Source organism: Rhodovibrio salinarum DSM 9154, assembly GCF_000515255.1.
GTDB lineage: Bacteria > Pseudomonadota > Alphaproteobacteria > Kiloniellales > Rhodovibrionaceae > Rhodovibrio > Rhodovibrio salinarum.
Map to the genome: position 1 here is coordinate 236696 of NZ_KI911559.1, position 24921 is coordinate 261616.

Annotated in this window: 22 protein-coding genes and 1 tRNA gene; 14 read left to right on the forward strand and 9 right to left on the reverse strand. The window is 67.6% G+C overall.

The genetic code is table 11. The features are described 5' to 3' along the window. Nucleotides 1–43: 43 nt before the first annotated feature. From RHOSA_RS0101085 to RHOSA_RS0101110, 6 genes are all read left to right on the forward strand, one after another. Nucleotides 44–733, forward strand: coding sequence for an ABC transporter permease (locus RHOSA_RS0101085; RefSeq protein ID WP_027287233.1), 690 nt, complete (start codon nt 44–46; stop codon nt 731–733). Nucleotides 734–745: 12 nt separating this feature from the next. After that, a complete protein-coding gene (locus tag RHOSA_RS0101090) occupies nt 746–1462 on the forward strand; it encodes an ABC transporter permease (RefSeq protein WP_027287234.1) in 717 nt (238 codons plus the stop codon). A gap of 21 nt (nt 1463–1483) precedes the next feature. Beyond that, nucleotides 1484–2260, forward strand: a complete 777-nt coding sequence (locus tag RHOSA_RS19605) for a hypothetical protein (RefSeq protein ID WP_051431672.1) — start codon at nt 1484–1486, stop codon at nt 2258–2260. Between the two features lie 89 nt (nt 2261–2349). After that, complete coding sequence (locus tag RHOSA_RS19610) at nt 2350–2733, forward strand: response regulator (protein WP_051431673.1); 384 nt, start codon at nt 2350–2352, stop codon at nt 2731–2733. Between the two features lie 57 nt (nt 2734–2790). Beyond that, nucleotides 2791–4293, forward strand: a complete 1503-nt coding sequence (locus RHOSA_RS23885) for an RsmB/NOP family class I SAM-dependent RNA methyltransferase (RefSeq protein ID WP_051431674.1) — start codon at nt 2791–2793, stop codon at nt 4291–4293. A gap of 58 nt (nt 4294–4351) precedes the next feature. Further along, nucleotides 4352–6070, forward strand: coding sequence for an ABC-ATPase domain-containing protein (locus tag RHOSA_RS0101110; protein WP_037255460.1), 1719 nt, complete (start codon nt 4352–4354; stop codon nt 6068–6070). Between the two features lie 30 nt (nt 6071–6100). On the opposite strand, the gene RHOSA_RS23890 is transcribed toward RHOSA_RS0101110, so the two are convergent. After that, nucleotides 6101–8230, reverse strand: coding sequence for a PAS domain-containing sensor histidine kinase (locus RHOSA_RS23890; protein WP_169816580.1), 2130 nt, complete (start codon nt 8228–8230; stop codon nt 6101–6103). A gap of 290 nt (nt 8231–8520) precedes the next feature. On the opposite strand from RHOSA_RS23890, the gene RHOSA_RS19625 reads away from it, so the two are divergent. Next, entirely contained in the window at nt 8521–9831 is a 1311-nt protein-coding gene (locus RHOSA_RS19625) for a tetratricopeptide repeat protein (protein ID WP_051431676.1), read from the forward strand. 1 nt (nt 9832) lies between these two features. Here RHOSA_RS19625 and RHOSA_RS0101125 read toward each other — a convergent pair whose 3' ends face one another. The 4 genes from RHOSA_RS0101125 to RHOSA_RS0101140 all read right to left on the reverse strand — a co-directional run bounded on the left by RHOSA_RS0101125 (nt 9833) and on the right by RHOSA_RS0101140 (nt 13497). After that, complete coding sequence (locus RHOSA_RS0101125; RefSeq protein WP_051431677.1) at nt 9833–10972, reverse strand: lipid A deacylase LpxR family protein; 1140 nt, start codon at nt 10970–10972, stop codon at nt 9833–9835. Between the two features lie 153 nt (nt 10973–11125). After that, nucleotides 11126–11617, reverse strand: a complete 492-nt coding sequence (locus RHOSA_RS0101130; protein ID WP_156092455.1) for a hypothetical protein — start codon at nt 11615–11617, stop codon at nt 11126–11128. 252 nt (nt 11618–11869) lie between these two features. Then, the gene (locus RHOSA_RS0101135; RefSeq protein WP_027287238.1) at nt 11870–12478 is read right to left on the reverse strand and encodes a TetR/AcrR family transcriptional regulator; all 609 of its coding nucleotides are present in this window, start codon (nt 12476–12478) and stop codon (nt 11870–11872) included. A gap of 11 nt (nt 12479–12489) precedes the next feature. Continuing rightward, on the reverse strand, nt 12490–13497 hold the full coding sequence (locus tag RHOSA_RS0101140) for an aldo/keto reductase (RefSeq protein WP_027287239.1): 1008 nt from the start codon (nt 13495–13497) through the stop codon (nt 12490–12492). Between the two features lie 471 nt (nt 13498–13968). Between RHOSA_RS0101140 and RHOSA_RS0101145 the strand changes: the two genes are divergently transcribed. Continuing rightward, nucleotides 13969–14217 carry a DUF1902 domain-containing protein gene (locus RHOSA_RS0101145; RefSeq protein ID WP_027287240.1) on the forward strand — a complete coding sequence of 83 codons (249 nt, stop codon included), beginning with the start codon at nt 13969–13971 and terminating at the stop codon, nt 14215–14217. After that, on the forward strand, nt 14217–14411 hold the full coding sequence (locus RHOSA_RS0101150; RefSeq protein WP_027287241.1) for a type II toxin-antitoxin system HicA family toxin: 195 nt from the start codon (nt 14217–14219) through the stop codon (nt 14409–14411). Before RHOSA_RS0101145 ends, RHOSA_RS0101150 begins: the two co-directional genes overlap by 1 nt. Before the next feature lie 230 nt (nt 14412–14641). On the opposite strand, the gene RHOSA_RS0101155 is transcribed toward RHOSA_RS0101150, so the two are convergent. After that, a tRNA-Arg gene (locus tag RHOSA_RS0101155) sits at nt 14642–14718 on the reverse strand. 222 nt (nt 14719–14940) lie between these two features. After that, the gene (gene pip / locus RHOSA_RS0101160; protein WP_027287242.1) at nt 14941–15897 is read right to left on the reverse strand and encodes a prolyl aminopeptidase; all 957 of its coding nucleotides are present in this window, start codon (nt 15895–15897) and stop codon (nt 14941–14943) included. A gap of 195 nt (nt 15898–16092) precedes the next feature. Here pip and RHOSA_RS0101165 point away from each other — a divergent pair, with 195 nt between their 5' ends. After that, on the forward strand, nt 16093–16857 hold the full coding sequence (locus RHOSA_RS0101165; protein ID WP_027287243.1) for a thermonuclease family protein: 765 nt from the start codon (nt 16093–16095) through the stop codon (nt 16855–16857). Nucleotides 16858–16861: 4 nt separating this feature from the next. After that, entirely contained in the window at nt 16862–18379 is a 1518-nt protein-coding gene (locus RHOSA_RS0101170) for a M48 family metalloprotease (RefSeq protein WP_081728355.1), read from the forward strand. A 261-nt stretch (nt 18380–18640) separates the two neighbouring features. Here the strand turns inward: RHOSA_RS0101170 and RHOSA_RS19630 are convergent, their stop codons facing one another. Further along, on the reverse strand, nt 18641–18898 hold the full coding sequence (locus tag RHOSA_RS19630) for a succinate dehydrogenase assembly factor 4 (RefSeq protein ID WP_037255464.1): 258 nt from the start codon (nt 18896–18898) through the stop codon (nt 18641–18643). A 131-nt stretch (nt 18899–19029) separates the two neighbouring features. On the opposite strand from RHOSA_RS19630, the gene htpX reads away from it, so the two are divergent. Both htpX and rsmB read left to right on the forward strand, forming a co-directional pair. Continuing rightward, nucleotides 19030–19932, forward strand: coding sequence for a zinc metalloprotease HtpX (htpX, locus tag RHOSA_RS19635; protein WP_200371987.1), 903 nt, complete (start codon nt 19030–19032; stop codon nt 19930–19932). A gap of 285 nt (nt 19933–20217) precedes the next feature. Further along, nucleotides 20218–21540 carry a 16S rRNA (cytosine(967)-C(5))-methyltransferase RsmB gene (gene rsmB, locus RHOSA_RS0101185; RefSeq protein WP_027287245.1) on the forward strand — a complete coding sequence of 441 codons (1323 nt, stop codon included), beginning with the start codon at nt 20218–20220 and terminating at the stop codon, nt 21538–21540. On the opposite strand, the gene RHOSA_RS0101190 is transcribed toward rsmB, so the two are convergent. Further along, the gene (locus RHOSA_RS0101190; protein WP_215904970.1) at nt 21537–22883 is read right to left on the reverse strand and encodes a DUF3422 family protein; all 1347 of its coding nucleotides are present in this window, start codon (nt 22881–22883) and stop codon (nt 21537–21539) included. The genes rsmB and RHOSA_RS0101190 overlap by 4 nt on opposite strands. A 256-nt stretch (nt 22884–23139) precedes the next feature. Here RHOSA_RS0101190 and tldD point away from each other — a divergent pair, with 256 nt between their 5' ends. After that, nucleotides 23140–24573 (forward strand): metalloprotease TldD, encoded by a 1434-nt coding sequence (gene tldD, locus RHOSA_RS0101195; protein WP_027287247.1) that lies wholly within the window; start codon nt 23140–23142, stop codon nt 24571–24573. The last annotated feature ends 348 nt before the right edge of the window (nt 24574–24921 follow it).

Here is a 24921-nt window from a genome sequence, read left to right on the forward strand (position 1 = left end):
TTTCCGAAACCTCGCACCCCACCGAAACGAAAACCGCCGCCCCGTGTTCGATCTGCAAGGCTACGGACCGCTGCTGCTGCAAGGCTTCAAGCTGACCGTGCTGGTCGGCGTGGCCGCTATGGCGCTTGCCATCCTGCTGGGGATCGGGGGCGCGTGGGCGAAAGTCACACCGCTGCGGACGGTCAACTGGCTGGCCGGGCTCTATACCACGGTCGTGCGCGGGGTGCCGGAGCTGGTCCTGATCCTGTTGGTTTATTACGGCGTTCCGACCCTGATTCAGGATGCCGCCAACGGGCTCGGCTATGACGTGCGGGTTAACCTCGACCCCTTCATCTCGGGCGTGCTGACGATCGGCTTCATCTATGGCGCGTTTGCCACCGAGGTGTTCCGCGGCGCCTACCTCGCCGTCCCGGCCGGGCAGATGGAGGCGGCACGCGCCTGCGGCATGACACAGGTGATGGCCGCCCGGCGAATCCTGCTGCCGCAGATGTGGCGCTACGCCATCCCCGGCCTCGGCAACGTCTGGATGGTGTTGATCAAGGCGACCGCACTGATCTCGGTGATCGAGCTGCAGGAACTGATGCGCGCTTCGCAAATTGCGGCGCAGGCCACCCGCTTGCCGTTCACCTTCTACGCCGGCGCCGCGGCGCTCTACCTGCTGCTCACGATCGTCTCCATGGTGCTGCAGCAGCGCCTGGAGACCTGGGCCAACCGCGGCGTCCAGCGGGCTTAAGGGGGCAGCGCGATGGATTGGCAGATCATCATCGACAGCCTGCCGGAGCTGATGGACGGCATGTGGCTGACCATCCAGATCACGGCGCTGTCGGTCATAATCGGGCTGGCGATCGCGGTGCCGCTCTCAATTCTGCGCCTGCACCCGAACCCGGCGATCTGGACGCCGGTCTATGCCTTCATCTTCTTCTTCCGCGGCACGCCGCTACTGGTTCAGCTGTTCCTGATCTACTACGGCAGCGGCCAGTTCTCCGGTGAACTCCGGTCGGTCGGCTTGTGGACCTTCTTTCGGGAAGCCTATTTCTGCGGTGTGCTGACACTGACGCTCAACACCGCCGCCTACACCGCCGAAATCCTGCGCGGTGCGATCCAGGGCGTTCCAAAGGGCGAGGTCGAAGCCGCGCGTGCCTGCGGCATGAGCGGACCGCTGCTCTACCGCCGGATCATCATGCCCAAGGCTTTCCGTCTTGCCTGGCCGGCCTACACCAACGAGGTGATCTTCCTGTTGCAGGCGACCTCGCTGGTTTCGGTGATCACGCTGATGGATATCACCGGAGTAGCCAGCAAGATCGCCGCCAGCTCCTTCGCATTCTACGAGCTGTACCTGACCGCGGCCGCACTCTACCTCGCGTTGGTGTATGGTCTGCTCGCGGTGTTCAAGCGCATCGAGTACCGCCTGTCCGGTCATCTGCGCGCCGCCAGGGACAGCCAGGGTCCGGCGTTGCGCTAGGCCAGGCCGCAGCACCCCGCCATGCCGGACACCCTGGTCATCCAGAGCCACGCGCCCAACCCGCCGGCGTGGCTGCGCGCGTGCCTGGGCAGCGTGGCGACCTGGGCCGCGACGGCTGGGTTCGCGCACCGGGTCGACGGCGATGACTTTCTGGCGCGCATCCCAGCAGAACTGCGCGCCCGTGCACACGGGCGCACCCAGGTGGTCGCGGACCTTGCCCGGCTGGACTGGATCGCCGAGTTGCTGGCCGCGGGCTGGCAGCGCGTGATCTGGCTGGACGCCGATGTGATCGTGTTCGCCCCGGACCGGCTGACGGCGGCGCTCACACTGCCGGACTCCGGCTACCTGTTCGGGCGGGAAGTCTGGATCCAGCCGGACGCGCGCGGACACCCGCGCGCGCGGCGTAACCTGCACAACGCCCTGCTCGCGTTTCAGCCTGACAATCCGGTGCTCGATTTCTACCGTCACGCAGCCCGGCGGGTACTGGCTCGACACGACGGTCCGCCGGTGCCGCAGCTGATCGGGCCAAAGCTGCTAACCGCCCTGGACAACATGATCCAACTGGACGGGACCTGGGCGGTCGGCATGGCGAGCCCCCTGGTCGTGCGCGACCTAGCCGCCGGCGGCGGACCGGCGTTGGCGTGCCTGCACGCCGCCACGCCGACACCTCCGGCAGCGATGAACCTGTGCGCCTCCTACGCCGGGCACACAGCCGACGACGTTACGCTGGCCCCGAACGTTTTGGAGGCAGCAATCGCTTTCCTACACCGAACGGGTGACCATTCCGTGGCAAAATAAGCCGAAATCGAGCCAGGAGCGCCGGTTGCCACAAGCTGTTCACGATCTCGCCTCTATTAGACCGAACTCATTCGTTTATACTTGAACTCATGAGCACACACGTCCTTCTGGTCGAAGATGACACCGACTTTTCCGAGTCGGTCTGTGCGAATCTGGAATACGCTGGCTACGGCGTTTCCGGAATCGCGCGCAGTGGACTCGAGGCGTTCCAGTTATGCGAGCAGCATAAGCCGGACGTCGCGCTGATCGACATCGGCCTGGAAGGCGCTTTCGATGGCATCTTCCTCGGCGAACAGCTGGCCGAGCGGGGAATCGCCGTGATCTACCTGACCGGTCGGTTCGACCGTGCCCTGCGCGAAGGGCGCGAACACGCGGCCGGGCTACTCGCGAAGCCATGCTCGCTCACGGACCTGACGGCGGCGATCGATGCCGCAATTCAGACCGGTTCACAAAAACAGCGCGCATCCAGCTGAACGCTTTCTGCTAGCCGCCCCTCGCATGGCGCCGGGGGCTTCGCTATAACCCGCGCCATGTCCGGCGCAGAGACGAAACACCCGAAGAATCCAGCCGCAATCAAGGCACGCGCAGAGGAATTGCTCGCGCGCTACAAACCTTTGATCAGCGACTGGGACACCTTCCTGGATGTCCTTGTCCGCCCGAAGCCGACGTGCATTGTCGCCAATGCCCCCCGGGTCAGCCGCGAGCGGCTTAGCGAGCTTCTAAGCGCGGACTCGCCGACCCTCACACCGGTGCCATGGGATTCGCAGGCCTTGCGGGTACCCAACGACGCCCGTCCGGGGACTTGGTGGGCCTTCCTGGCCGGCCTGTATCAGGTCCAGGAGGAGGCGTCACTGCTGCCCACCGCCCTGCTCGATCCGCAGCCGGGGGAGCGGATTCTCGACCTTTGTGCTGCGCCCGGCGGCAAGGCCGCACGGATCGCCATGGCGGTCGGACGCGACGGCACGGTGATCGCCAACGAGAAAGAACCGCGACGCCTGTCGGCCGTACGCGACAAGATGAAGCGCCTGGGCCTGGTCAACCTGACCTCGACCGTCCACGACGGCGGCGATTACCCGCTGGAAGCGGGCGTGTTCGACCGCGTGCTGGTCGATGCCCCCTGCACCAGCGAAGGCACCAAGTTCCGTCAGGGCGCCGGCTATCAGGGGTCGGCGCCGGCATTCCTGTCGTGGATCGCCGGTCAGCAAGCCGCCTTGCTGCGCCGCGCCGCCGAGCTGGTTAAGCCCGGCGGCCGGGTGGTCTACGCGACCTGCTCCTTCGCACCGGAAGAGAACGAGGCGGTGGTCGACCGCGTGCTGGCCGAACTGGACGGCATGCTCGTGCCCACGGCCGTGCGTCCGCCGGGGCTGCCCCCCTCCGCGCCAATCGGCAGTTGGGGCGGGCGCACGTTCGATCAGGGGGTGCAGGCTGGCATCCGTCTGTGGCCGCACACCCACGGCACCGGCGGCTTTTTCGCGATCGCCCTGGACAAGCCAGCCGACGCACCAGCGCCCACGACCGAAGCGACCCGGCACGCCGATCCCTGGTCCGGCGCCCCCGCGACCTGGATCTCACCGGTGCTGGAGAAGTTCGACCTCGCGGGCGACCCGCTGGCCGGGCTGCAGGTGATCGAACGCGGCGACGACCTGCAGCTGGTTGCGGAAACGCACAGTGCGCCCGCCCGCCCCGCACCGGTGTCCACCGGTGTGCCGGCGCGCCGGGCACGCAACCGAACACCGAAACCGTCAACCTCGCTCGCCCTGATGGTCGGCCAGCACGCCCGCCGGCGGGTCGTCGAGGTGACGGCCGAACAGCGCGACGCCTATCAACGCCGACAAGCGATCCAACCGTCGGACACGCAACTTGCAGCCTGCCGGAACGACGCCCACCTGTCGGACGGCATCGATCCCACGGGCGCCATCGAGCAGGGGTTCGTGCTGCTGCGCTACCGGGGCATCCCGCTCGGCGCCGGTTTCCTGCGCCCTGGCCCGCCCGCCGAGATCGAGAGCCAGTACCCGCGCGCCTGGAAACTCTGACGCGCGCGGCCCGACAGCCAAGACAGATACCGGCCAAGAGATAAGGACCGAGATTACGATGCGCGATCAGCGCACCTTCAAGCGTGGCGACCTGGACGCCGTGCTCAAGCGGATCGATGGGAAGGGCTACAAGGCCTACAAGGACATCGTCGGCCGCTACGCCTTCGACCGGTTTACCCTGTCGATCGATCACGTTCAGGGCGACCCGTTCGGCAGCCCCTCGCGCCTGCGCCTGTTCGTGCCCCCCGAGGTCGCCAGCTTTCCGGACGACTGTTTCGCAAGCGACAGCCGGATCGTCGCGCTACGCGACTACCTGTCCCGCGCGTTTGCCGCCCGCGCCAAGCAGTTGGCGAAGCCACGCGGCTCCGGTTCATCCGGCCTGCTGGCGATGGATTCGCCGGGCCAGGAGATCCTGGACCGCTCCGCCATATTCGCCAGTCGCGACGGCGGGATCGAGGCGCGTTTCATCGCCGGTCTACCGGCGCGCGGACGCAGCGTCCTCGGCCGCGAGGCGCAGCAGATGCTGCTCCAGGATATCCCGGAATTGGTGACGGACGCCCTGCTCGCGCGCGCGCACGATGAAAGCCAACTGCGCGACCACCTGACCTGCGCGGAAGATGCGGACGCCCTGCGTGGCCAACTGCGCAATCGCGGCCTGGTCGCCTTCGTCGCCGATGGCGCGATCCTGCCGCGGCGCTCCGGCGTTGACGACCGGCCGATGGCGAGCGGTGCCGTGCCGTTCGAGGCGCCGGATAGCCTGGCGGTCGAGCTCGACCGGCCGAACCGTGGCCCGATCCGCGGCCTGGGCGTGCCGCAAGGGATCACGCTGATCGTCGGCGGCGGCTACCACGGCAAGTCGACCCTGCTGCAGGCGATCGAGCGCGGCGTCTACAACCACCGGCCGCAGGACGGGCGCGAATGGGTGGTCGCGGACCCGGCGGCGGTCAAGGTCCGCGCCGAGGACGGCCGCGCGGTGACCGACGTCGACATCTCGCCGTTCATCCAGGGCCTGCCGGGCGGCAGCGACACACGGCACTTCGCCACGCCGAACGCCTCCGGCTCGACGTCCCAGGCGGCCAACATCGTCGAAGCGCTGGAGGCGGGCGCCAAGGTCATGATGATGGACGAGGACACCTCGGCCACCAACTTCATGATCCGCGACCGGCGGATGCAGGCGTTGATCGCCAAGGACCGCGAGCCGATCACGCCCTACATCGATAAGGTGCGCCAGCTGTACGACGACCTGGGCGTGTCGACCACGCTGGTGATCGGCGGCTCCGGCGACTACCTGGACAAGGCCGATACGGTAATCGCGATGGAGGCGTTCCGCGCCCACGACGTCACCGCGCGGGCACGCGACGTGGTGGAGGCCCATCGCACCGAGCGCGCGGAGGAAGGCGGCGAGCGCTTCGGTCAGCCGGGCGCGCGCACCTTCAAGGGCACCGGCATCACGGGCAAAGGCGACAAGCCCCCCAAGGTGAAGGTGCCGCACCGCAAGACAATTGGAATCGGCCAGGACGATCTGGACCTCGGCGCGATCGAGCAGTTGGTCGACGAAAGCCAGACCCGGGCGGTGGCGGAGGCGCTCCTGCGCCTGAGCGACGACCACCGCCTGCACGGCAAGACTCTGCCGGACATCCTGGACCAGCTTGAGCAGGACCTCGACACCCGCGGTCTCGACGCCCTGACGCGGACCCCGCGCGGCGACCTCGCCCGGCCACGCCGGTTCGAAATCGCCGCCGCGCTCAACCGCCTGCGGGCCCTCAAGACCAGCTAAGACAGGGCAAGCCGGGCAGGCGCTCTCCCCCTAAGCGCTCTTGGCAGTCGCTTGCGCCTGCTCGGCCGCGGCTTTCTCCAAGCGCTCGGCGGGTAGGGTGACACGTACACGGGTGCCCCTTTCGAGCTCGGACTCTAAATCCAACCTGCCGCCGTGCAGTTCGGCCAACTGCTTGCATAGCGCAAGCCCCAGACCGGTGCCTTCGTGCTGGCGGGTGAGCCAATTATTGGCCTGGCCGAACGGCGACATCGCCTTGTCGATGTCTTCCGAGGCGATCCCGATCCCCGTATCCGTCACCTCGATCCAGACGCCGTTACCACTGGCCTGGACGCCGACCGTGACCTCACCGCCTTCGGGGGTGAACTTGATGGCGTTGGTGAGCAGGTTCAGCAGGATCTGCTTAAGGCCCCGCTGATCGGCGAACACGCGCGGCAACTCGTCAGCCGGCAGCACATTCAGCGTCAGATTGCGGTCCACCGCCCGCTCGCGTACCAGCCGAACCGTACCTTTGATCAAGTCCGGCAGCAGCAGCCATTCCTCGTGAAGCTCCCGCCGGCCAGCCTCGATCTTGGCATGATCCAGGATGTCGTTAATCAGGTTTAACAGGTGTTGCCCGCTCTCCCGGATATCGCCGGCATAGGACTGGTACTTCGGGTTACCGAGCGGCCCCAGCAACTCCCCCTCGATCACCTCGGCAAACCCAATCACGGCGTTGAGCGGCGTGCGCAGTTCGTGGCTCATGTTCGCCAGGAACTCGGTCTTCGACTTATTGGCCAACTCCGCCCGCTCGCGGGCGGCGATCAGTTCGCGCTCCTGGCGCTTCAACTCGTCGATGTTAGACAGTATCCCGGCAATCCGAACGGCCTGGCCCTGGCCGTCACGCTCCGTCTCGGCGCGTAGCCGGAACCAGCGGAGCTCACATTTCCCCTCCGGCCAGGTGTCGGGCAGATCACCGACAGCAATCCTGACTTCGACGTCGTAGGGCGTGCCGGCCTTGATGTGCCCCCGGATCGTCTCGCGCAAGCGTTCACGGTCATGGGGATGGACCCGCTCGATGAACGTCGCGGTCTTGTCGCCCAGGACGTCTGGGGTGACGCCGAGCAACTCGTAGCAGCGCTCGGAGTAGTACAGCGTGTCGGTGCGCAGGTCGTAATCCCAGACGCCATCGCGCGAGGCCCGTACCGCCCGTTCGTAGCGGTCCTGTTGCTCGCGTAGCTTCGCCTCGGCCGTCTTCAGGCGGCTGATGTCGGTGAGCAAGCCGTTCCAGACCACCGAGCCCGACCGCTCGACGTGGGCGACCGCCTGAGCCCGGATCCACTTGACCTTACCGTCGACGACGATCCGGTACTCCAGATGGAAGTTCCGATGCGCGTGATACGCAGCCTCCATCTCCGCGCCCATCCTGTCGACATCGTCATGGTGGATATTGGCGATCAGCTTCTCAATATCGTACGCCTGCGCTTTGTCGACGCCGTACAAGCTCTCGATCCCAGCGGAGACAAAAAGTATCTGCAGGCCAGCTTCGTCGTGGCGAATCTGGACGACCGCCCCGGGAATGCTATCGGTCAGCTCGACCAGCTGGCTCTGGGCGGCGCGGGCAGCCTCCTCGGCCAGGAACTGGGCAGTGACGTCGCTGGCGACCCCGCGGTAGCCGTTAAACGCGCCACGTTCATCGACCACCGGCACGCCGCTCACGCGTACCCAAATCGGACGACCGTCAGCCCGGCGGCTCTGATAGGTGACGTCACGGAACGAATGTTGCGCGCGCAAGTCCGCCCTGTGTTGAGCGATCTCCCCGGGATCATTCTCCTCACTCATCAGAACATCGCACGTCTGGCCGATCACCCGACTGGGCGGGAAACCAAACGCGGCTTCGAACTTGGCCGAGAGATGGGTGAAGCGAAGCGCACGGTCCGTCGCCCAAGTCCAATCGGTCGAGGCAGCGGCGATATGCTCGAGCTGGGCGAGGCGGTCAGCCTGCTGACGGGCGTGCGATTGGGCGCGATAGGCAAAGGCAGCTGCCGTCCCGGCTGCGCCCAAGCATGCCAGCCCAGCTATAATCTGCCCGCTGCTGCGCGCCCCGGAAACGGCATAGACAGCCGCGAGGGCCGCGAGCGCGCTCAGGACCGGCGGCACGAATGCGCTCTGTAACGTCTTCAATGAGCCCGCTCTGAGACGATGGTGCGGCATCGGGCTTTATGTGACTCCCCCCCCTTTGGCAGCATGCCAGCTGCCGCGGGTCTTAGATAAATCGAATAGGATGAAAAACCGTTAACGAAACCGTTTCGCGCGATCCACGGCAGCCATCACCCGCTTTACGTGTTGGCCACACGGCCAGATCACACAGGACCGCCTCGCGACGGCCCCTGGCCCGCCCCAGCCTGGGCATCTAGGTTAAGGTGACCGCGCGTACCTTGGTCCCGCCCGACATCAGGAGCCCTTTGACACCCATGGCGATCACCGATCTCTGGAACCAGCCCGTCAGCACCGACAGTCCGGACGCCGTTCGGGCCTACGAGAGCGCGGTCCTGGCAACGCTGGAGTACCGGTCCAACGCCAACGATCACGTCAAGGCAACGCTCGCGGCCGATCCGGACTTCGCGCTCGGCCACTGCTTCAAGGGCTATCAGTACCTGCTGCTCGGCACCGAGGGGACGGTCGCCAAGGCTCTACAAGCGACCGAGGCCGCGAAGGCGCAGCACGACCGCTTGAACGACCGGGAACGCGGGCACGTCGCCGCGCTCGCCAGCTGGGCGGAGGGCGACGTTGCCGGCGCGGCCGCCCTGTGGCAGCGGATCGTGCGCGCCTATCCCCACGACCTGCTGGCCCTGCGGCTGCACCACCTGAACGCCTTCTGGCGCGGGCGCGACGACGAGCTGACGGAAGGTCCGGCGGAAAGCCTGCACGCCTGGACGCCGGACCTGCCGGGCTACGGCAGCGTCCTCGGCATGCTCGCCTTCGGGCTGGAGGAATCCGGCGAGCGCCGCCGGGCCGAAGACTACGCCCGGCAGGCGGTGCAGCACGCGCCCGACGACCTCTGGGCGCTGCACGCGATGGCGCACGTGCTGGAGATGGACGAACGCTTCCAGGAAGGCTGCGACCTGATCCCGCTCAACGAGCCGGCGTGGGACGACCGCAACCCGTTCAAGAACCACGTCTGGTGGCACCGTGCACTGTACGCCGTCGAGCTCGGCCGCGACGCCGAGGTGCTGCAGCTCTACGACGCCCACCTCGCGCCCGGCGCACGGCCGTTCTACCTGGATGTCCAGAACGCCGCCTCGCTGCTCACCCGGCTGCAGTTCCTTGGGATCGACGTGGGCGATCGCTGGCAGGCCCTGGTCGCCCCGGTGCAGGCGCTGGCGGACGATTTCAACGGTCCCTTCACCGAGCCGCACAAGGTGCTGGCCCTCGCCGCGGCGGGCGAGCTCGACGCGGCCGAGCGCCTGGCAGACGACGTGCTGACCCGAATGAAACGCGCCGGCCGGCGCGATCCAGCGCTGGCGCAGGTGCTGGACGGACTGTGCCGGGCGATCGTCGCCTACTACCGCAGCGACGGGGAGGACGCGCTCGAGCTGCTGAGCCCGATCCGCGGCGAGTTCTGGCGCCTGGGCGGCAGTTGGGCGCAGCGCGACCTGTTCGAGCAGCTGACCATCGAGGCCGCGCTCCAGGCCAATCCCAGCATCGACGGCCGGGCGCTATTGGCCCGGCGGGAGATCCTGCGCCCCCGCAGCCGGCTGGTGCAGCGCGCCCGCGGCGACTGATCTAGAATTTCACCGACAGGCTGACCGCGCCGAACTGCTGCGGACGCTCCTGCTCGTCGAACTGCCGGCTGCGGGTGACGAAGGTCCAGGCAAGCTGCAGGTTGTCGTACTGCATCACCAGGCCGTATTGCAGCTCGGCGACGAACGGTTTGCGCTCGACGCTGGCACTGTCCTTCCAGGTGTTGCCGTCCAGGAACAGGTTGCGCGCGACCGCCCGGCCCTCGGCGCCGACGAACAGATACCAGTTGAAGCTGGGGGTGGCCTCGAAATAGCCACTGCCGCCCATCGCGGGGCGAATCCGCGGCGGCCCGAAGTCACGCTTCAGATCGTCGCCGAAGCGCAAGGTCGCCCCCGCGCTCGCCTGCGTGCGCAGGGTGCCGAGCGCGACACCGACGTGCGGCACCACATCGAGCTGCAGCCCCAGGTACTCGCCGGCGATCAGGGCGCGCTCCTTGCGTTCATACATCAGCACGAACGCCGGCTCGTCCTCCAACTGGTTGTCCCAGCCGTTGGACTCGTCGGTGCCGATAGCTCTGTGGACGTTGTTCTGCACCCACTCGCCCCGGGCGCTTGGCCCGACCATGCCGGCCTGCAGACCGATCATGCGCAGGGAATCGTCGTCCTGGGCGTACACCGAGTACTCGCCGTAGGCCCAACCGGCGTAGGGGTGCTGGTCCGGCAGCGGCCGCCGGGCTTCGGTATTGCGCGGGGTGTACATGCTCTGCCCGATCGCCAGCCCCCAACGCACCCGATCCGCATCGTCGGCGAACAGGAGCGCACGGGCGATCGGTCCGTGCAACCCGCCCATGCCCGCCTCTGGCGAGACGTAGGATAAACGATTGCCGTTGGTGTAGTTGCGGTCGGTGCCGCCGAAGATGTCGTTTTCCCAGTTGAGGGTCCAGGTCCCGTCTTCAGAGCCCGACGGCTGCGGCGCGTCGTACAGTTCGACGCCGGCCTGCTCCTGCTGATCGGACGCCGAACGCTCCTGACCGTCACTTTCCTGCTGTGCCGCGGCTGGCGCGGCAACCGCGAGCGCGAGCCCGCCGGCCAGCAGCAGGGCGGCCGGGCGTGAGGCGGCGTACCGGAAATAGGCACGAGGAAGCACGGCCGTCGAGGCGGCGGCACGCAACGAATCAAGCATGACGGGACCAAAAGCTGTTGGTGAATAGCAATACGTGCCCCACGCCTAGCCGCCCTGGCGCGTCGGCACAAGCCCGCCCGCCGTTGCATCGCCGTGAACGTCTTTGGAACGACCGTGTCAGCCGTGACATCCGCACGGCGGCGTCGCAGATTCCTAAGCGGTCTGATCCAGCGGTGCGCGACGCATGCGGTTGGCGGCGCGTTGTTCGGAAAAGGCAACGTTGAGGTCGCGCCAGCGCTTCTCGCTCAACTGCCGCAGGGCATAGCGCTCGTCCCGGGTGAGCGCCCAGTAGACGACGTTGCGCCCGGGCTCGGAGAGGAAAAAATACTGCTCGGCCACACGCCAGGGATCGTCGGAGAACAGCTGACGCGAACGGGCCAGCCACTGCCGCCAGGCGGCCGGCGTGCGCGTGTCCTTGGCGAGCTGCTCGGCGCGCACGTCGGCGGCCGTAACCTCGTGACGGTAGACCCGGATCTCGTCGGTCTTGAGCACGTGGGTCAGCAGGTAGGTGCGCGCTTGCAGCGGCACGAGGCCCAGGAACTCGGCCACCTGGTCCAGATCGCCATAGGCCCGCACCGCCCGCAGCCGGTCGGATACCCGACGCCTGTCGTCATCGCTCAAGGGGGTCGTCGCTGGGGAGGTCATCGCACGTCGCTCGTCTCGGCCGTGAATCTCACCGTCACTCGTCAGTCGATCGGTGGTTGCCAGGGGACTCGCGACGCGGCGCCGCTGTTCCACCGGTGCAACCATCAATCTGTGAGCGATCGTTTCACGCGCCCGACGCAGCATTCCTGCGCACCGGCGACACGAACGCGACGCGTTGCGTCATGGGAGTCGGAAGACCCGGCGTGGCACCGCCGCAGCGCTAGGCGTTGGCCCCCGCGCCCGCCTTAGCCTTCACACGCGGCTGTCTGGACCGTCCGGACCGGCTCGAAGCCCGGCCAGCAGCAGCGCCACCACACTGTCGTACGCACGGTCGATGTCCGGATCGGCCCATTCGTCGCTGTGCGCCGGGTGGTGAAAGCGCTGGGTGGCATCGAACACGCCGCGCGCCGCCGCTTCGGCATCCCTGACATGGAAAACGCCCTCGCGCTGCCCGTCGGCGACGATCCGGGCCAGATCGCCCACCAGCTCGTCGACGTGCGCCCGCACCACCTCGCGCGACTCCTCGGCGATCGCGTGATAGGTGGCGAACAGTTCGGGATCGTCGCGCACCTTGTGCCGCTTCGCCTCGGCGAGCGCCCGCAGCCAGCGCTGCAGGCGCTCGGTCGCCGGACCGTCCGCTTCCGCGATCGCGCGCAGCGGCGCCGACACCCGCGCCAGCCAGCGCGACGCAACGGCGTCGCGCAACGCCGCCTTGGTCGGGAAGTGGCGGTAGACCGAGCCGTGCGAGACCCCGAGCGCACGGGCCACATCGACGACGTTCGCCTTGGCCGGGCCGTAGCGGCGCAGCACCTCCTCAGCGGCGTCGAGAATGCGTTCCGGTGTCAGGGTCTCGCTGCTCATCTCACCTCGTCTCAGCCGGACGTGCTGCGTTCGCTGTCCAGCATCGCCATCTGGTGCTCGTTGTAGCGGTTCCCGGCCACCGCGTCCGCCGGCAGCGCCGCCGCGATCGCCGCAAGGTCGCGGTCGTCGAGCGCGATGTCCAGTGCGCCAAGTGCCTCATCCAGCCGGCTGCGTCGGCGCGCGCCCACCAGCGGGATGATGTCGTCACCCTGCGCCAGCACCCAGGCGATGGCGATCTGCGCCACCGTCGCCTGCTTGGCCTCGGCGACCCGGCGCACCGCCTCCACCAGCTGGAGGTTGCGCTCCAGGTTGGCGCCCTGGAAACGCGGGCTATGGGCGCGGAAGTCGCCGGCGTTGCCGACACGTGCGCGCACCGGGCTGTCCGACAGCAGACCCCGGCTCAGCACGCCGTACGCCGTGACCGAGATGCCGAGCTCGCGGCAGGTCGGCAGAATTTCGCGCTCGATCCCGCGCGACATCAGCGAGTACTCGATCTGCAGCGCCTGGATCGGCTGTTCCGACGCGGCGCGGCGGATCGTGTCGGCGGCCATCTCGGACAGGCCGATATGGCGGACGTAGCCGGCCTGCACCATCTCGCCGATCGCGCCGACCGTCTCCTCGATCGGCACGTCGGGGTCGAGCCGGGCCGGCTGCATCAGGTCGATGTAGTCGGTGCCCAGCCGCTGCAGCGTGTAGGACAGGAAGTTCTTCACCGCCACCGGCCGCGCGTCGTAGCTGATGAACTGCCCGTCCGGCGCGCGCATGGCACCGAACTTGACGGCGATGAAAACGTCCTCGCGCCGCCGGTCTTGCAGCGCCTCGCGGAGCAGCAGCTCGTTGTGGCCGTGGCCGTAAAAGTCGCCGGTATCCAGCAGGGTGACACCGCGCGCCAGCGCGGCCTGGATCGTGGCGAGGCTCTCGTCCCGGTCGGCCGGGCCGTAGAAGTCCGACATGCCCATGCAGCCAAGGCCAAGGGCCGACAGCGCCGGACCGTTGCGTCCAAGTGTACGAGTCTCCATCGATCGCCTCCTTCGTGCAGCGCAGCAGGGTGCCGCGGGGATGCACGCCATTTTGGCGATGGGATGACAAACTTCAATATCTGTTATTCCATTTTAACAGAAACCCCATCATACCGACGCTACATGTGATCTGCGGCAACAGCATTCCGGTCACGCGCAACAGACAGACCCCGGCTTACGCACTTCGATGCGAACAGGAGAAACACCATCAGGTTAACTGCGAATGTCGCACCAGGGACCGCTTTGAAGCATGAATCCAACACATCTACGACGGCACCTGGCAGGCTCACACATATAGGAGACGCCTACGAGACACATGGTTTCGTATAATGCGACTGACAGCCAACCACAGCTGGTATGTTGCCTTTGCGGCACCCTGATGCCACTTTACAGACTGTCAATTAAGCGGGCGTAAGATCCGCTTATCCGACGAAGGCATGATACACATGCCATCTTAGCAAGGAGGGAGTCATGCCGCGCTCTGAGTTTATCGTCCGCGTTGAGTGGGACGATGAGGCAGGCGTTTGGTATGTCAGCGACAGTGATCTGCCCGGGCTTGTAGCAGAGGCAGAAACGGTGGACGCGCTACGCGAAAAGGTGATCGCGCGCGCCCCTGAATTGGCGGAGCTTAACCGCCACCTGATCGACTGGGAACCCGATGAGGATATCCCGGTGCACCTGATGGTCGAACGTCTCGATAGGATTCGCGTTCCGAGCTAATGGGCGACTACTCTAAGGAGCTCAAAAAGCTCCTAAACGACGCTGGTTGCTATTTTGTGCGCCAAGGAAAAGGCGATCACGAAATCTGGCATAGCCCACGTACGGATACCAACTTTCCTGTCGACCAGAACATCAAGTCCCGCCATACAGCCAACAAAACTCTGAAGGATGCTGGGCTGCGCAAGCAGTTCTAGCCAAAAACCCCGGCACATGTAGTGCCGGGGTTTTTGTTTTGCGCGTCGGGCACTCACGAACAATCCAAACAAATGACCCGAGGCATATGCCGTGGGTGAAAAGAAAAGGCAGAAAAGCCAGCAGCAGCCAGAAGAAATGCGCGGAAAATTTCGAATGTTCTGTGCACCATGCGACGGCGCACGAGCTCCCGCCGGAGCAAGGTCAAGTCACTGAACAGGCCGAATGAATTTGGCGTCCCCGGCAGGATTCGAACCTGCGACCTACAGCTTAGGAGGCTGTCGCTCTATCCAGCTGAGCTACGGGGACGCGGGGGCCGCTTCGGGCCGGCGCGGGTTATAGCACGGGTTTGGGCCGTGTTTCGAGACGTGTTGGCGCGGGCACGGCCTTTGCGGGCAGCACGGCCCTACACCCAAGCGAGGCGACCGCCTCGAAAGCCGTCCCAAGCCGCCGGCCGGCGGCTTCGTTGGCCCGTCGCAGCGGGGTTGCCGCCGTCAGGCGTGCTTCGACCCGATCCTTATCGGGACCGGACTACTTCACGCCCTCCATCCGTTGCGTCGCGGCGACCAGGGCGCGGCGGATGCCGGGTTCCATGGCGGAGTGGCCGGCGTCGGGCACGATGACGTGCTGGGCCTGCGGCCAGGCCTGCTTGAGTTCCCAGGCGCTTTGGGGCGGGCAGATGACGTCGTAGCGGCCCTGCACGATGGTGCCGGGGATGCCGTGCAGACGCCCGGCGTCACGCAGCAGCTGGCCTTCTTCCAGAAAGGCGTTGTGGGCGAAATAGTGCGCCTCCAGGCGCGCCAGGCCGAGGGCGGTGCGCGCGTCGCCGAAGGCGGCGACCGTTTCCGGGCTGGGCAGCAGGGTGGAGCAACTGCCCTCGTAGGTGCTCCAGGCGCGGGCGGCCGAGACGTGGATTTCCGGATCGGGATCGTCGAGGCGGGTGCAGTAGGCGCGCAGCAGGTCGCCGCGCTCGGCCTCCGGGATATAGCTGGCGAAGCGGTCCCAGGCTTCCGGGCAGAAGGCGCCCATGCCGGTCAGGAACCAGCGGATCTCGCTGCGGCGGCCGAGGAAGATGCCGCGCAGGACGAGCCCGGTGACACGTTCAGGATGCGCCTGGGCGTAGGCGAGCGCCAGCGTCGACCCCCAGGAGCCGCCGAACAGCAGCCAGCGCTCGATGCCGAGGTGCTGGCGCAGCGTTTCGATATCCTGGATCAGGTGCTGGGTGGTGTTGTCGCGCGTCTCGCCCAGCGGGGTGGAACGGCCGGCGCCGCGCTGATCGAACAGCACGGTGTAATAGTGCTCGGGATCGAAGAACCGCCGGTGATCGGCCGAGGCGCCGGCCCCGGGGCCGCCATGCAGGAACAGCGCCGGCTGGCCGTCGGGCTTGCCGGCGGTTTCCCAGTACATCGTGTGCCGGTCGTCCAGCGGCAATTGGCCCTGGTCCTGGGTGTGCACGGACGGAAAGAGGTCGCGTTGCGGCCGGGTCATCGATCCTCAGCGAAAGTGGGGGTGGGTGGGGCGCGCCGGTCTGATATCCGATATGGCGCATCTTGTCCGTTCGCGCATCCCCTCAGCCGCTCAAGGGCTGTTAGACTGACTTTCATGAGGCATCCCTGGCCCACTTGCAACCGATGGTCGACGCGACGTGGCGCGCTGCGGCTGGCGGCGGGCGGCCTGGCCGCAATGGCGCTGTCCCCCGGTCGCACGCGCGCGGCGGCGCCCCCGCAGGTGCCGGAGGCGCTGGCGGTTGGCGATCGTCGCCGCGTGACCGAGATCGTCGACGGCGACACGCTGATCCTCAGCGACGGGCGGGAGGTTCGGCTGGTCGGGCTGCAGGCGCCCAAGCTGCCGCTCGGCCGGCCGGATTTCGAGGCCTGGCCGCTGGCGGACGCGGCCAAGGCGGAACTCAGCCGGCTGACGCTTGGGCAGGCGGTCACGCTCGCCTATGGCGGCCGGCCGATCGACCGGCACGGGCGGATGCTGGCGCATCTCTACCGCGATGACGGCAGCTGGGTACAAGGCGCGATGCTGCGGGCCGGCATGGCGCGGGTCTACACCTTCGCGGACAACCGGACCCTGGCCGCGGAGATGTACGCGCGGGAAGATACCGCCCGGAGGGACGGTCGCGGCATCTGGGACCATCCCTTCTATCAGGTGCGCGGCACCAACGAGCTGGACGCCCTGATCGACACCTTCCAGGTGGTCAAGGCGCGGGTGCGCGACGTGGCGACGGTGGACGGACGGGTGTATCTGAATTTCGGGCCGGACTGGCGCAGCGACTTCACCGTCACGCTGGCCCCACGCACCGCGCGCCTGTTTGCTGAGGAAGGGATCGACGTGCGGCGCTACGATGACGCCCGCGTGCAGGTGCGCGGCTGGCTGACAAGCTATAACGGCCCTTTGATCGAGGCCACCCACCCGGAACAGATCCGCAAGCTGGATAGCTAGAACGATGCGTGTGATGCGCTGTTTCCCGACCCTGACACACCGCGTTGCCGTCTCTCCTGTGGGGAAAGCATGGGATGCGGCGCCCCGCCGGCTCGCCGCGCTCGCGCTGGCGGCGCTGTTGCCGCTGGCAAGCGCCTGCTCGACCGCGCCGGCGACCGGGGAGCGGATCTTCACCGGCGGGATGAGCCTGCAGGACGGCCAGCAGATGGGCGCCGAGCAGCACCCCAAGCTGCTCAAGCAGTTCGGCGGCGCCTACGACGACGCGGAGCTGCAGCACTACGTCAGTTCGGTCGGCACCCTGCTCGCCCAGACCTCGGAGCTGCCGCAGATCGACTGGACCTTCACGGTGCTGAACAGCCCGGTGGTCAACGCCTTCGCGCTGCCGGGCGGCTACGTCTACGTCTCCCGCGGGCTGATCGCGCTGGCGGAGGACGAGGCGCAGCTGGCGAGCGTGCTGGCGCACGAGATCGGCCACGTCACCGCCCGCCACTCCGCCCAGCGGTACGGCAGCCAGCAGTTGGCCGGGGTGGCGAGCGTGCTATCCGGCGCGCTGCTCGGCGGTCCGGCGGGGCAGGCGACCTCCGCCCTGTCGCAGGTGGCGCTCGCCAGCTATTCGCGCGAACACGAGATGCAGGCGGACACGCTCGGCATCCGCTACCTGACCCGCGCCGGCTACGACCCCGAAGCCTCCGCCGCGTTCCTCGCCAAGCTGCAGGCGGAAAGCGAACTGAAGGCCGAACTCGCCGGCAACCCCGACGCGGCGAATGAGTTCAGCCTGCTGCAGACCCACCCGCGCACGGTCGAGCGCGTGCGCGAGGCGATGGCGCGGGCGGAGACCACCCGGGTCGCCGATCCGATGACCGCGCGCGAGGTCTACCTGCCCAAGCTGGACGGCCTGCTGTACGGCCACGGGCCGGAGCAGGGCTATGTCCGGGGCCAGGCGTTCCTGCACCCCGAGCTGCGCCTGGCGTTCGAGGTGCCGGACGGCTACCGGATGCAGAACGGCCAAAGCAGCGTGAAGGCAAGCGGCCCGGATGGCCTGATGGTGTTCGCCGGCGCGCCGAAGTCCGCCGGGCGGAGCCCGGTAAGCTACCTGCGCGACGTCTGGGCGAAAGGGACGCGGCTGGACGCCCTGACCCGGATCGAGGTGAACGGCATGAGCGGCGCCACCGCACTGGCCCGCGCCCGGACGGATGGCGGCGCGCGCACGGTGCGGTTGGCAATCGTTCGTTACGACAGCAATACGACCTATCGCTTCCTGTTCGTGCCCCAGGACGCCGGCCCGCCGGAGCGGCTGGCGGACGTGACGCTGAACTCCTTCCGCAAGCTTTCGGCGACCGAAGCCGCCGCGCTCGAGCCGCGGCGCATCCGCCTCTACACGGTGCGGGCAGGCGACACCCAGGAAAGCCTGGCCCAACGCCTGCCCTACGAAGACCTCCCCCTGCGCCGCTTCCAGGTCCTCAACGCCCTGGAACCCGGCGAGGAGCTGCAGCCGGGCCGGGTGGTGAAGCTCGTGCAGTAGCTAAAGAAATGCACCACCAAGACACAGGGGGCACCAAGATGCCTCGCCACACTGGTTCCTAGTCGCCCAGACAGGCGATGAAGGGAGTCACCAGCGGCTTTGCCTGATGCGCGCGAAGCGCGCCTCCCAACCTTTGCGCGGCCGCGTATTTGTCCTTACCGCGCCGGTCCCAAAGCCAGTCAACTTGGTGTCTTCGTATCTTTGTGGTGCCCCACCTTTCAGCCATTCGACGCGGCACGGCGCCGCCCGGGGGCAACCGACCTAGAAGTCGTAGCAGATGCCGCCGCGTTCCCAGTCGCCGTAGCGGGTCGGCTCCGGGCCGTCGGGACCGCCGACTTCCTTGGTCTTGGCCGGCTGGTCGCCGCCACCGTCCGACTCTCTCTCCGCCGCCTTCTGCTGGGCGGCGCGATCCAGATCCTGGGCGTCCGGCTGCTTGGCGGCGGGCTTGCGCTCGGCGGCGGCCGGCTGGCTTTTGGCCTTCGCGGGGTTGGGTTTGCGGGCTTTGAAGATGCGTGTCATGGCCCAGACAATGGCGCGGACCCAAGCGGCTGGCAAGCGCCGCCGGGGCGCAGACGGCTATCTTGAACGCCGGATGCCGGCCGCCCACTTATCGAGACGATCGAGGCGCAACTGATCGGAGTTTCCGGGCCGTGTTCAATACCCTGCGCACCTTCACCCTACTGGCCGCGCTGACGGCGCTGTTCATGGGCGCGGGCTATCTCGTCGGCGGCACGGGCGGCATGCTGATCGCCCTCGGCCTCGCCGCGGCGATGAACCTGTTCAGCTATTGGAACGCGGACAAGATCGTCCTGCGGATGTACAACGCGCGCGAGGTCAACGCCGAAAGCGCGCCGCAGTTCTACCAGATGGTCGCGCAGTTGGCGGAGAACGCCGAGCTGCCGATGCCGCGGGTCTATATCATCGATACCGACCTACCGAACGCCTTCGCCACCGGCCGCAATCCGGACAACGCCGCCGTCGCGGCAACCATGGGCCTGCTGCGCCGCCTGAACCAGCAGGAGATCGCCGCGGTGATGGCGCACGAGTTGGCGCACGTGAAAAACCGCGACACGCTGACGATGACGATCACCGCGACGATCGCGGGCGCGATCTCGATGCTGGCCAACTTCGCGATGTTCGCGGGCATGTTCGGGGGCAACCGCGACAACCCGTTGGGTGGCTTCGGGGCGATCTTGGTCGCATTGTTGGCGCCGATCGCGGCGATGCTGGTTCAGACCTCAATCTCGCGCACCCGCGAGTACGCCGCCGACAAGGGCGGGGCGGAAATCTGCGGTCAACCGATGTGGCTCGCCTCCGCGCTGACGAAGATCGAACGGCTGGCGCACGAGGCCGAGTACCGTCAGGCGGAAAAGAACCCGGCGACCGCGCACCTGTTCATCATCAACCCGCTGAGCGGGAAAAGCGTGGGCGCCCTGTTCTCCACCCACCCGACCACCCAGGACCGCGTGCAGCGCCTGGAACAGCTCGCCCAGGACTGGGGCAAGACCAGCGGCGGTGACGCCGCCCAGGCGACGGCGCGTCCCTGGGGATGACGCTGAATAGGGTCATCCCCACCAAGACACAAAGGCACGAAGGTGGCCTGCCACTTAAAGAGCCCGTCGGACTCGAGTCCGACGGGCTGTTCTTGTTTAGCTGGGGTTGATTGCGCGCGAAGCGCGCTGAAGACCCCCGTCGTGTCGGCTGCTGAGGTGCCACGCGGAAGGTCCACGCAGCCCAGCGCTCCAGCGTCTTTGTGTCTTTGTGTCTTTGTGTCTTTGTGTCTTGCTGGTGAATCCCCTCTCCGCACAGCCCGCGCGGGCGTGCTACATGCGGCAGCCATGAACGAGAACGAGACCGAGACCCAACCCACCGCTGGCCGGGAGTCCCGGCGGGCGGCGTTCGAATTGCTGCGCGCGGTCGTGCGCAAGGGCCACACGCTGGAGGACGCATTGGCGGAGACGCCGCGTCTGGAGGCGCTGGCGCCGCGCGACCGCGCGTTCGCCCGCCACCTGACCGCGACCACGCTGCGCCGGCTGGGCCAGCTCGACGACGCGATTCGCCGCTGCCTGGACAAGCCGCTGAAAGGCAAGCTGAACGCGGTCCAGGATTTGCTGCGCCTGGGCGCCGCGCAGCTGTTGATCCTGCAGGTACCGGCGCATGCCGCCGTGGGCGAGACGGTGGGTCTCGCCACCGGCGTTCGGGTCGGCGCGCACAAGGGCCTGCTGAACGCCGTGCTGCGCCGCCTGGACCGGGAGCGCGACCAGATCCTAGGCGCGCAGGATGCCGCGCGCCTATCCACCCCCGACTGGCTGTGGCAGCGCTGGACGCACGCTTATGGCGAGGCCACCGCCCGCGCGATCGCCACCGCGCAGTTGGCCGAACCGCCGCTGGACTTGAGCGTGCAGGACGACCCGGACGGCTGGGCCGAGACGCTGGACGCCACCCGCCTGCCGACCGGCACGCTGCGCCTGACCGGCGCGCGCGGCGACGTGCGCAAGCTGCCGGGCTACGACGACGGCGCCTGGTGGGTGCAGGACGCCGCCGCCGCACTGCCGGCGCGCCTGCTGGGCGACGTGCGCGCGCAGCGGGTGTTCGACCTGTGCGCCGCCCCGGGCGGCAAGACGGCGCAACTGGCCGCGGCCGGCGCCTATGTCATGGCGGTCGACCGCTCGGAAGCCCGGCTGCGCCAGCTCGAAGGCAACCTCGCGCGCCTGTCGCTCGCCGCCGCCACGGTGGCGGCGGAGATCCAGGACTGGACCCCGCCGGACACGCCCGAAAAGATCCTCCTGGACGCGCCCTGCACCGCCACCGGCACGCTGCGCCGCCACCCCGACATCGCGTACCTGAAGCGCCCGGAGGATGCGCAGCAGATGGCCGCGTTGCAGGCCGATCTGCTGAACGCCGCCGCCGGGATGCTCGCGCCCGGCGGTACGCTGGTCTACGCCGTCTGTTCGTTGGAACCGGAAGAAGGCGTCGAACAGGTCCAGGCCCTGTTACGCAGCCGGAACGATTTCGAACGGATGCCGATCACCGCCGACGAACTCGGCGTCCCGGCCGAGGCGATTACCCCGGACGGCGACCTGCGCACCCTGCCCTGCCACTGGGCCGAGCAGGGCGGCATGGACGGCTTCTACGCCGCGCGGCTTCGCAAGCGGGCTTAACCCCCGCCTTCCGCCCGCTGGATGCGTTTGCGTACCTGTCGGACCCCGATATAGGCAGTGATCGCGATCACCGGTACGGCGACCGCCGTGATCAGCTCGACCGGGAGGCCCAGGCCGGCTTCGTCGGCGCCCTTGGTCATGTAGTTGACCAGACCGACGGCGTAGTAGGTGATCGCGGCGAGCGACAGGCCCTCGACCGTCTCCTGCAAGCGCAGTTGCAGCTTCGCGCGCCGGTCCATGGAGGCGAGCAGGTCGCGGTTCTGCCCCTCCACCTGAATGTCGACGCGGGTCCGCAGCAGCTGACCGGCGCGGGTCACGCGCCGCGACAGCGTCTCCAGCCGGTCACGCACCGCATCGCAGGTGCGCATCGCCGGCGTCAGGCGACGCTCCATGAACTCCTTGAAGGTCTGAAAGCCTTCCAGGCGCTGCTCGCGCAGTTCGTCGATCCGCCGCTCGACCAGCTCGTAATAGGCGTTCGCCGCGGAGAAGCGGTACGAGGTCTCGGCCGCCACCCGCTCCACGTCCGCGGACAGCGCGGTGATGTCGACCAGCAGCTGGCGCTCGTCTTCCAGGGCACGAATCTCGGTCATCCGCTGGGTGACGTCGGTAAGGCGGTTGCCCATACGCGTCAGCTCGCCGCCGCGCGACCGCGCCAGCGGAAAGGCGAGCAGCGCCAGCATCCGGTAGGTCTCGATCTCCATCAGCCGTTGCACCAGCCGGCCGGCCTGCCGTGGGCGCAGACTGTGGTCGCGGATGAACGCGCGCCCATAGCCCTGCGCGTCCATCGCGAAGTCCATGAACGCCGTCGCCGAGCCGCCGGAGCATTGCGCCGCGGCGAAGTTGGCGGAGGACATGAACCGGGTCGCGGTCTCGGGCGCGCGCTTGGGCGCGTTGCGCGGCTCCACGACGACCTTCACGGCGGAGAGGACCTGGCCCGGGATGCTCTCGACCCAATCGCGCGGCACCTGCTCGATCGCGGATTGCTTGAACGGATCGTCCGGCAGCGGGCCGTCGGTGAAGAAGGTATAACTGGTGAACTCGGTATGCCGCTCCCACTTCAGGCGAAAGTCGCCGAAATCGAGCAGGCAGTGGTTCTGCTCCGCCGACGGCGGGGCAATCTTGTAGCGCTCGCACAGCTTGTTGAGGTGGGCGAAATCGGTTTCCACCCCGGCTTCTCCGGTCAGGAGCGCGAGATGCGTGGCGCGCTCCGGGGCTTCCAGGTGCGCGAACGGGCGGGCGTGGACCTCCTCGTTCAGGCGCCGCCGATCGGGATGGTCGACCGGCTTGGGCGTTGCCTGCAGATCCTGCACACGCTGATCGCCTTGCTTGACGTCGCTCGACAAAGCCCGCTCCACTCTCGCTTTCAGGATGACCGTGCCTGGGGTGAACACGCCCCCATACAAGGATGTTAGGGTGCCGGACGGATGACGCGCGCCCCCGGCCGCCTTATATCAGGAATGGGTCTTCTAGGCGAACAGACCTTTCGGCCCCGAACCGGCGGCCAGCCCTGCGCCTCGCCCGCTTGAGACCCGACACGCGAGTCGTGTCCCCGCCACCGACCAAGCCCGCCACCGACCGAGTAAGACCGGAGCGCCCGCCATGTCGCACCTCGCTACCACTGACACCCTGTTCTTCGAGCGCGCCGGCCTGGATAAGCACCGGACCGAAAAGCTGGTCGACAACGCCCTGACGGGCGCGGACGACGGCGAGCTGTTCCTGGAATACACCCAAAGCGAATCGCTCGCCTTCGACGACGGCCGGCTGAAAAGCGCGTCTTACGACACGATGCAGGGCTTCGGCCTGCGCTCGGTCGCGGGCGAGGCGGCCGGCTACGCCCATTCCAACGAGCTGTCGGAGGACGCGATCAAGCGCGCGGCCGGCACCGTCGGCGCCGTGCACCAGGGGCGTTCCGGGGTGATCGCGCAACCGCCGATCGGCACCAACCGGGTGCTGTACGGCGACGACAACCCGCTCAACGACGTTGCCTTCGAGGCGAAGGTGAAGCTGCTGTCGGAGATCGACGCCTATGCCCGGGCAAAGGACAGCCGGGTGAAGCAGGTCTCCGCGTCGCTGACCGGCTCGTGGCAGGCGGTGCGGATCGTGCGCGCAGACGGCCACCACGTCGCCGACGTGCGCCCGCTGGTCCGGCTCAACGTGCAGGTCGTCTGCGGCGAGGGCGACCGGATGGAAAGCGGCATGCATGGCGCCGGCGGGCGCACCGGCTACGAGATCTACATGCAACCGGACCACTGGCAGGCGGCCGTGGACGAGGCGTTGAGGCAGGCGCTGGTCAACCTCGACTCGGTGGACGCGCCGGCCGGCACGCTGCCGGTCGTGCTTGGAGCCGGCTGGCCCGGCATCCTGCTGCACGAGGCGATCGGCCACGGCCTGGAAGGCGACTTTAACCGCAAGAAGACGTCTGCCTTCGCCGGCCTGATGGGCGAACGGATCGCGTCGCCCGGCGTGACGGTGGTCGATGACGGCACGCTGCCCGACCGGCGCGGCTCGCTCTCGGTCGATGACGAGGGCACGCCCAGCAACCGCACCACCCTGATCGAGGACGGCAAGCTGGTCGGCTACATGCAGGACCGGCAGAACGCTCGGCTGATGGGCCATACCCCGACCGGCAACGGCCGCCGGCAGTCCTACGCGCACGCGCCGATGCCGCGCATGACCAACACCGTGATGGAGAACGGCGACCGCGATCCGGGCGAGATCATCTCCTCGGTCAAGAAGGGAATCTACGCCACCTCGTTCGGCGGCGGTCAGGTCGACATCACCAGCGGCAAGTTCGTGTTCTCCTGCACCGAGGCTTACCTGATCGAGGACGGCAAGATCGGCGCGCCGGTCAAGGGCGCGACCCTGATCGGCAACGGCCCGGACGTGCTGACCAAGGTGTCGATGGTCGGCAACGACATGAAGCTCGACACCGGCATCGGCATGTGCGGCAAGGAGGGCCAGGGCGTGCCCGTGGGCGTCGGCCAGCCGACCTTGAAGGTCGACGAGATCACCGTCGGCGGCACGGCGGCCTAAACAGCCGCCGCCGGGCCCTTCCAGCAGCAAGCGCGCGACACCCACCGCTCACACGCCGACCGCGTGGCGCACACACGATTAACGCGGTAGCAACGCAAACGATTCATGCCCGCTTAGCGGTTTTTCACCTATACTCTGGTTGAGCGTTTCGACACCCATCGAAACTGCTCGTCCGACTGCCCGACTTGGCCGGCCGACGGTACCCCCCTTCCGTCTGGCCGGCCTTTTTATCTGTGCCGGGGATCGATAGAGGCGACCGCCGACAGGCGCGTTGACGGATGTCAAAACCCCGGCCGTCGCGCGCGCACATCGCCTCGATCACGTTGGCCAGACAACGCGACCTTCCAT

Bases quoted from the DNA above. Each gene is read 5' to 3' on its own strand.
- RHOSA_RS19605 (WP_051431672.1), top strand. From the start codon at position 1,484: ATGCCGGACACCCTGGTCATCCAGAGCCACGCGCCCAACCCGCCGGCG.
- RHOSA_RS0101150 (WP_027287241.1), top strand. From the start codon at position 14,217: ATGGGCGACTACTCTAAGGAGCTCAAAAAGCTCCTAAACGACGCTGGT.
- rsmB (WP_027287245.1), top strand. From the start codon at position 20,218: ATGAACGAGAACGAGACCGAGACCCAACCCACCGCTGGCCGGGAGTCC.
- RHOSA_RS0101090 (WP_027287234.1), top strand. From the start codon at position 746: ATGGATTGGCAGATCATCATCGACAGCCTGCCGGAGCTGATGGACGGC.
- RHOSA_RS0101140 (WP_027287239.1), bottom strand. From the start codon at position 13,497: ATGGAGACTCGTACACTTGGACGCAACGGTCCGGCGCTGTCGGCCCTT.
- pip (WP_027287242.1), bottom strand. From the start codon at position 15,897: ATGACCCGGCCGCAACGCGACCTCTTTCCGTCCGTGCACACCCAGGAC.
- RHOSA_RS19610 (WP_051431673.1), top strand. From the start codon at position 2,350: ATGAGCACACACGTCCTTCTGGTCGAAGATGACACCGACTTTTCCGAG.
- RHOSA_RS0101170 (WP_081728355.1), top strand. From the start codon at position 16,862: ATGCGTGTGATGCGCTGTTTCCCGACCCTGACACACCGCGTTGCCGTC.
- RHOSA_RS19630 (WP_037255464.1), bottom strand. From the start codon at position 18,898: ATGACACGCATCTTCAAAGCCCGCAAACCCAACCCCGCGAAGGCCAAA.
- RHOSA_RS0101130 (WP_156092455.1), bottom strand. From the start codon at position 11,617: ATGACCTCCCCAGCGACGACCCCCTTGAGCGATGACGACAGGCGTCGG.
- RHOSA_RS0101145 (WP_027287240.1), top strand. From the start codon at position 13,969: ATGCCGCGCTCTGAGTTTATCGTCCGCGTTGAGTGGGACGATGAGGCA.
- RHOSA_RS0101165 (WP_027287243.1), top strand. From the start codon at position 16,093: ATGGCGCTGTCCCCCGGTCGCACGCGCGCGGCGGCGCCCCCGCAGGTG.
- RHOSA_RS0101110 (WP_037255460.1), top strand. From the start codon at position 4,352: ATGCGCGATCAGCGCACCTTCAAGCGTGGCGACCTGGACGCCGTGCTC.
- RHOSA_RS0101135 (WP_027287238.1), bottom strand. From the start codon at position 12,478: ATGAGCAGCGAGACCCTGACACCGGAACGCATTCTCGACGCCGCTGAG.
- RHOSA_RS23885 (WP_051431674.1), top strand. From the start codon at position 2,791: ATGTCCGGCGCAGAGACGAAACACCCGAAGAATCCAGCCGCAATCAAG.
- RHOSA_RS0101125 (WP_051431677.1), bottom strand. From the start codon at position 10,972: ATGCTTGATTCGTTGCGTGCCGCCGCCTCGACGGCCGTGCTTCCTCGT.
- tldD (WP_027287247.1), top strand. From the start codon at position 23,140: ATGTCGCACCTCGCTACCACTGACACCCTGTTCTTCGAGCGCGCCGGC.
- RHOSA_RS19625 (WP_051431676.1), top strand. From the start codon at position 8,521: ATGGCGATCACCGATCTCTGGAACCAGCCCGTCAGCACCGACAGTCCG.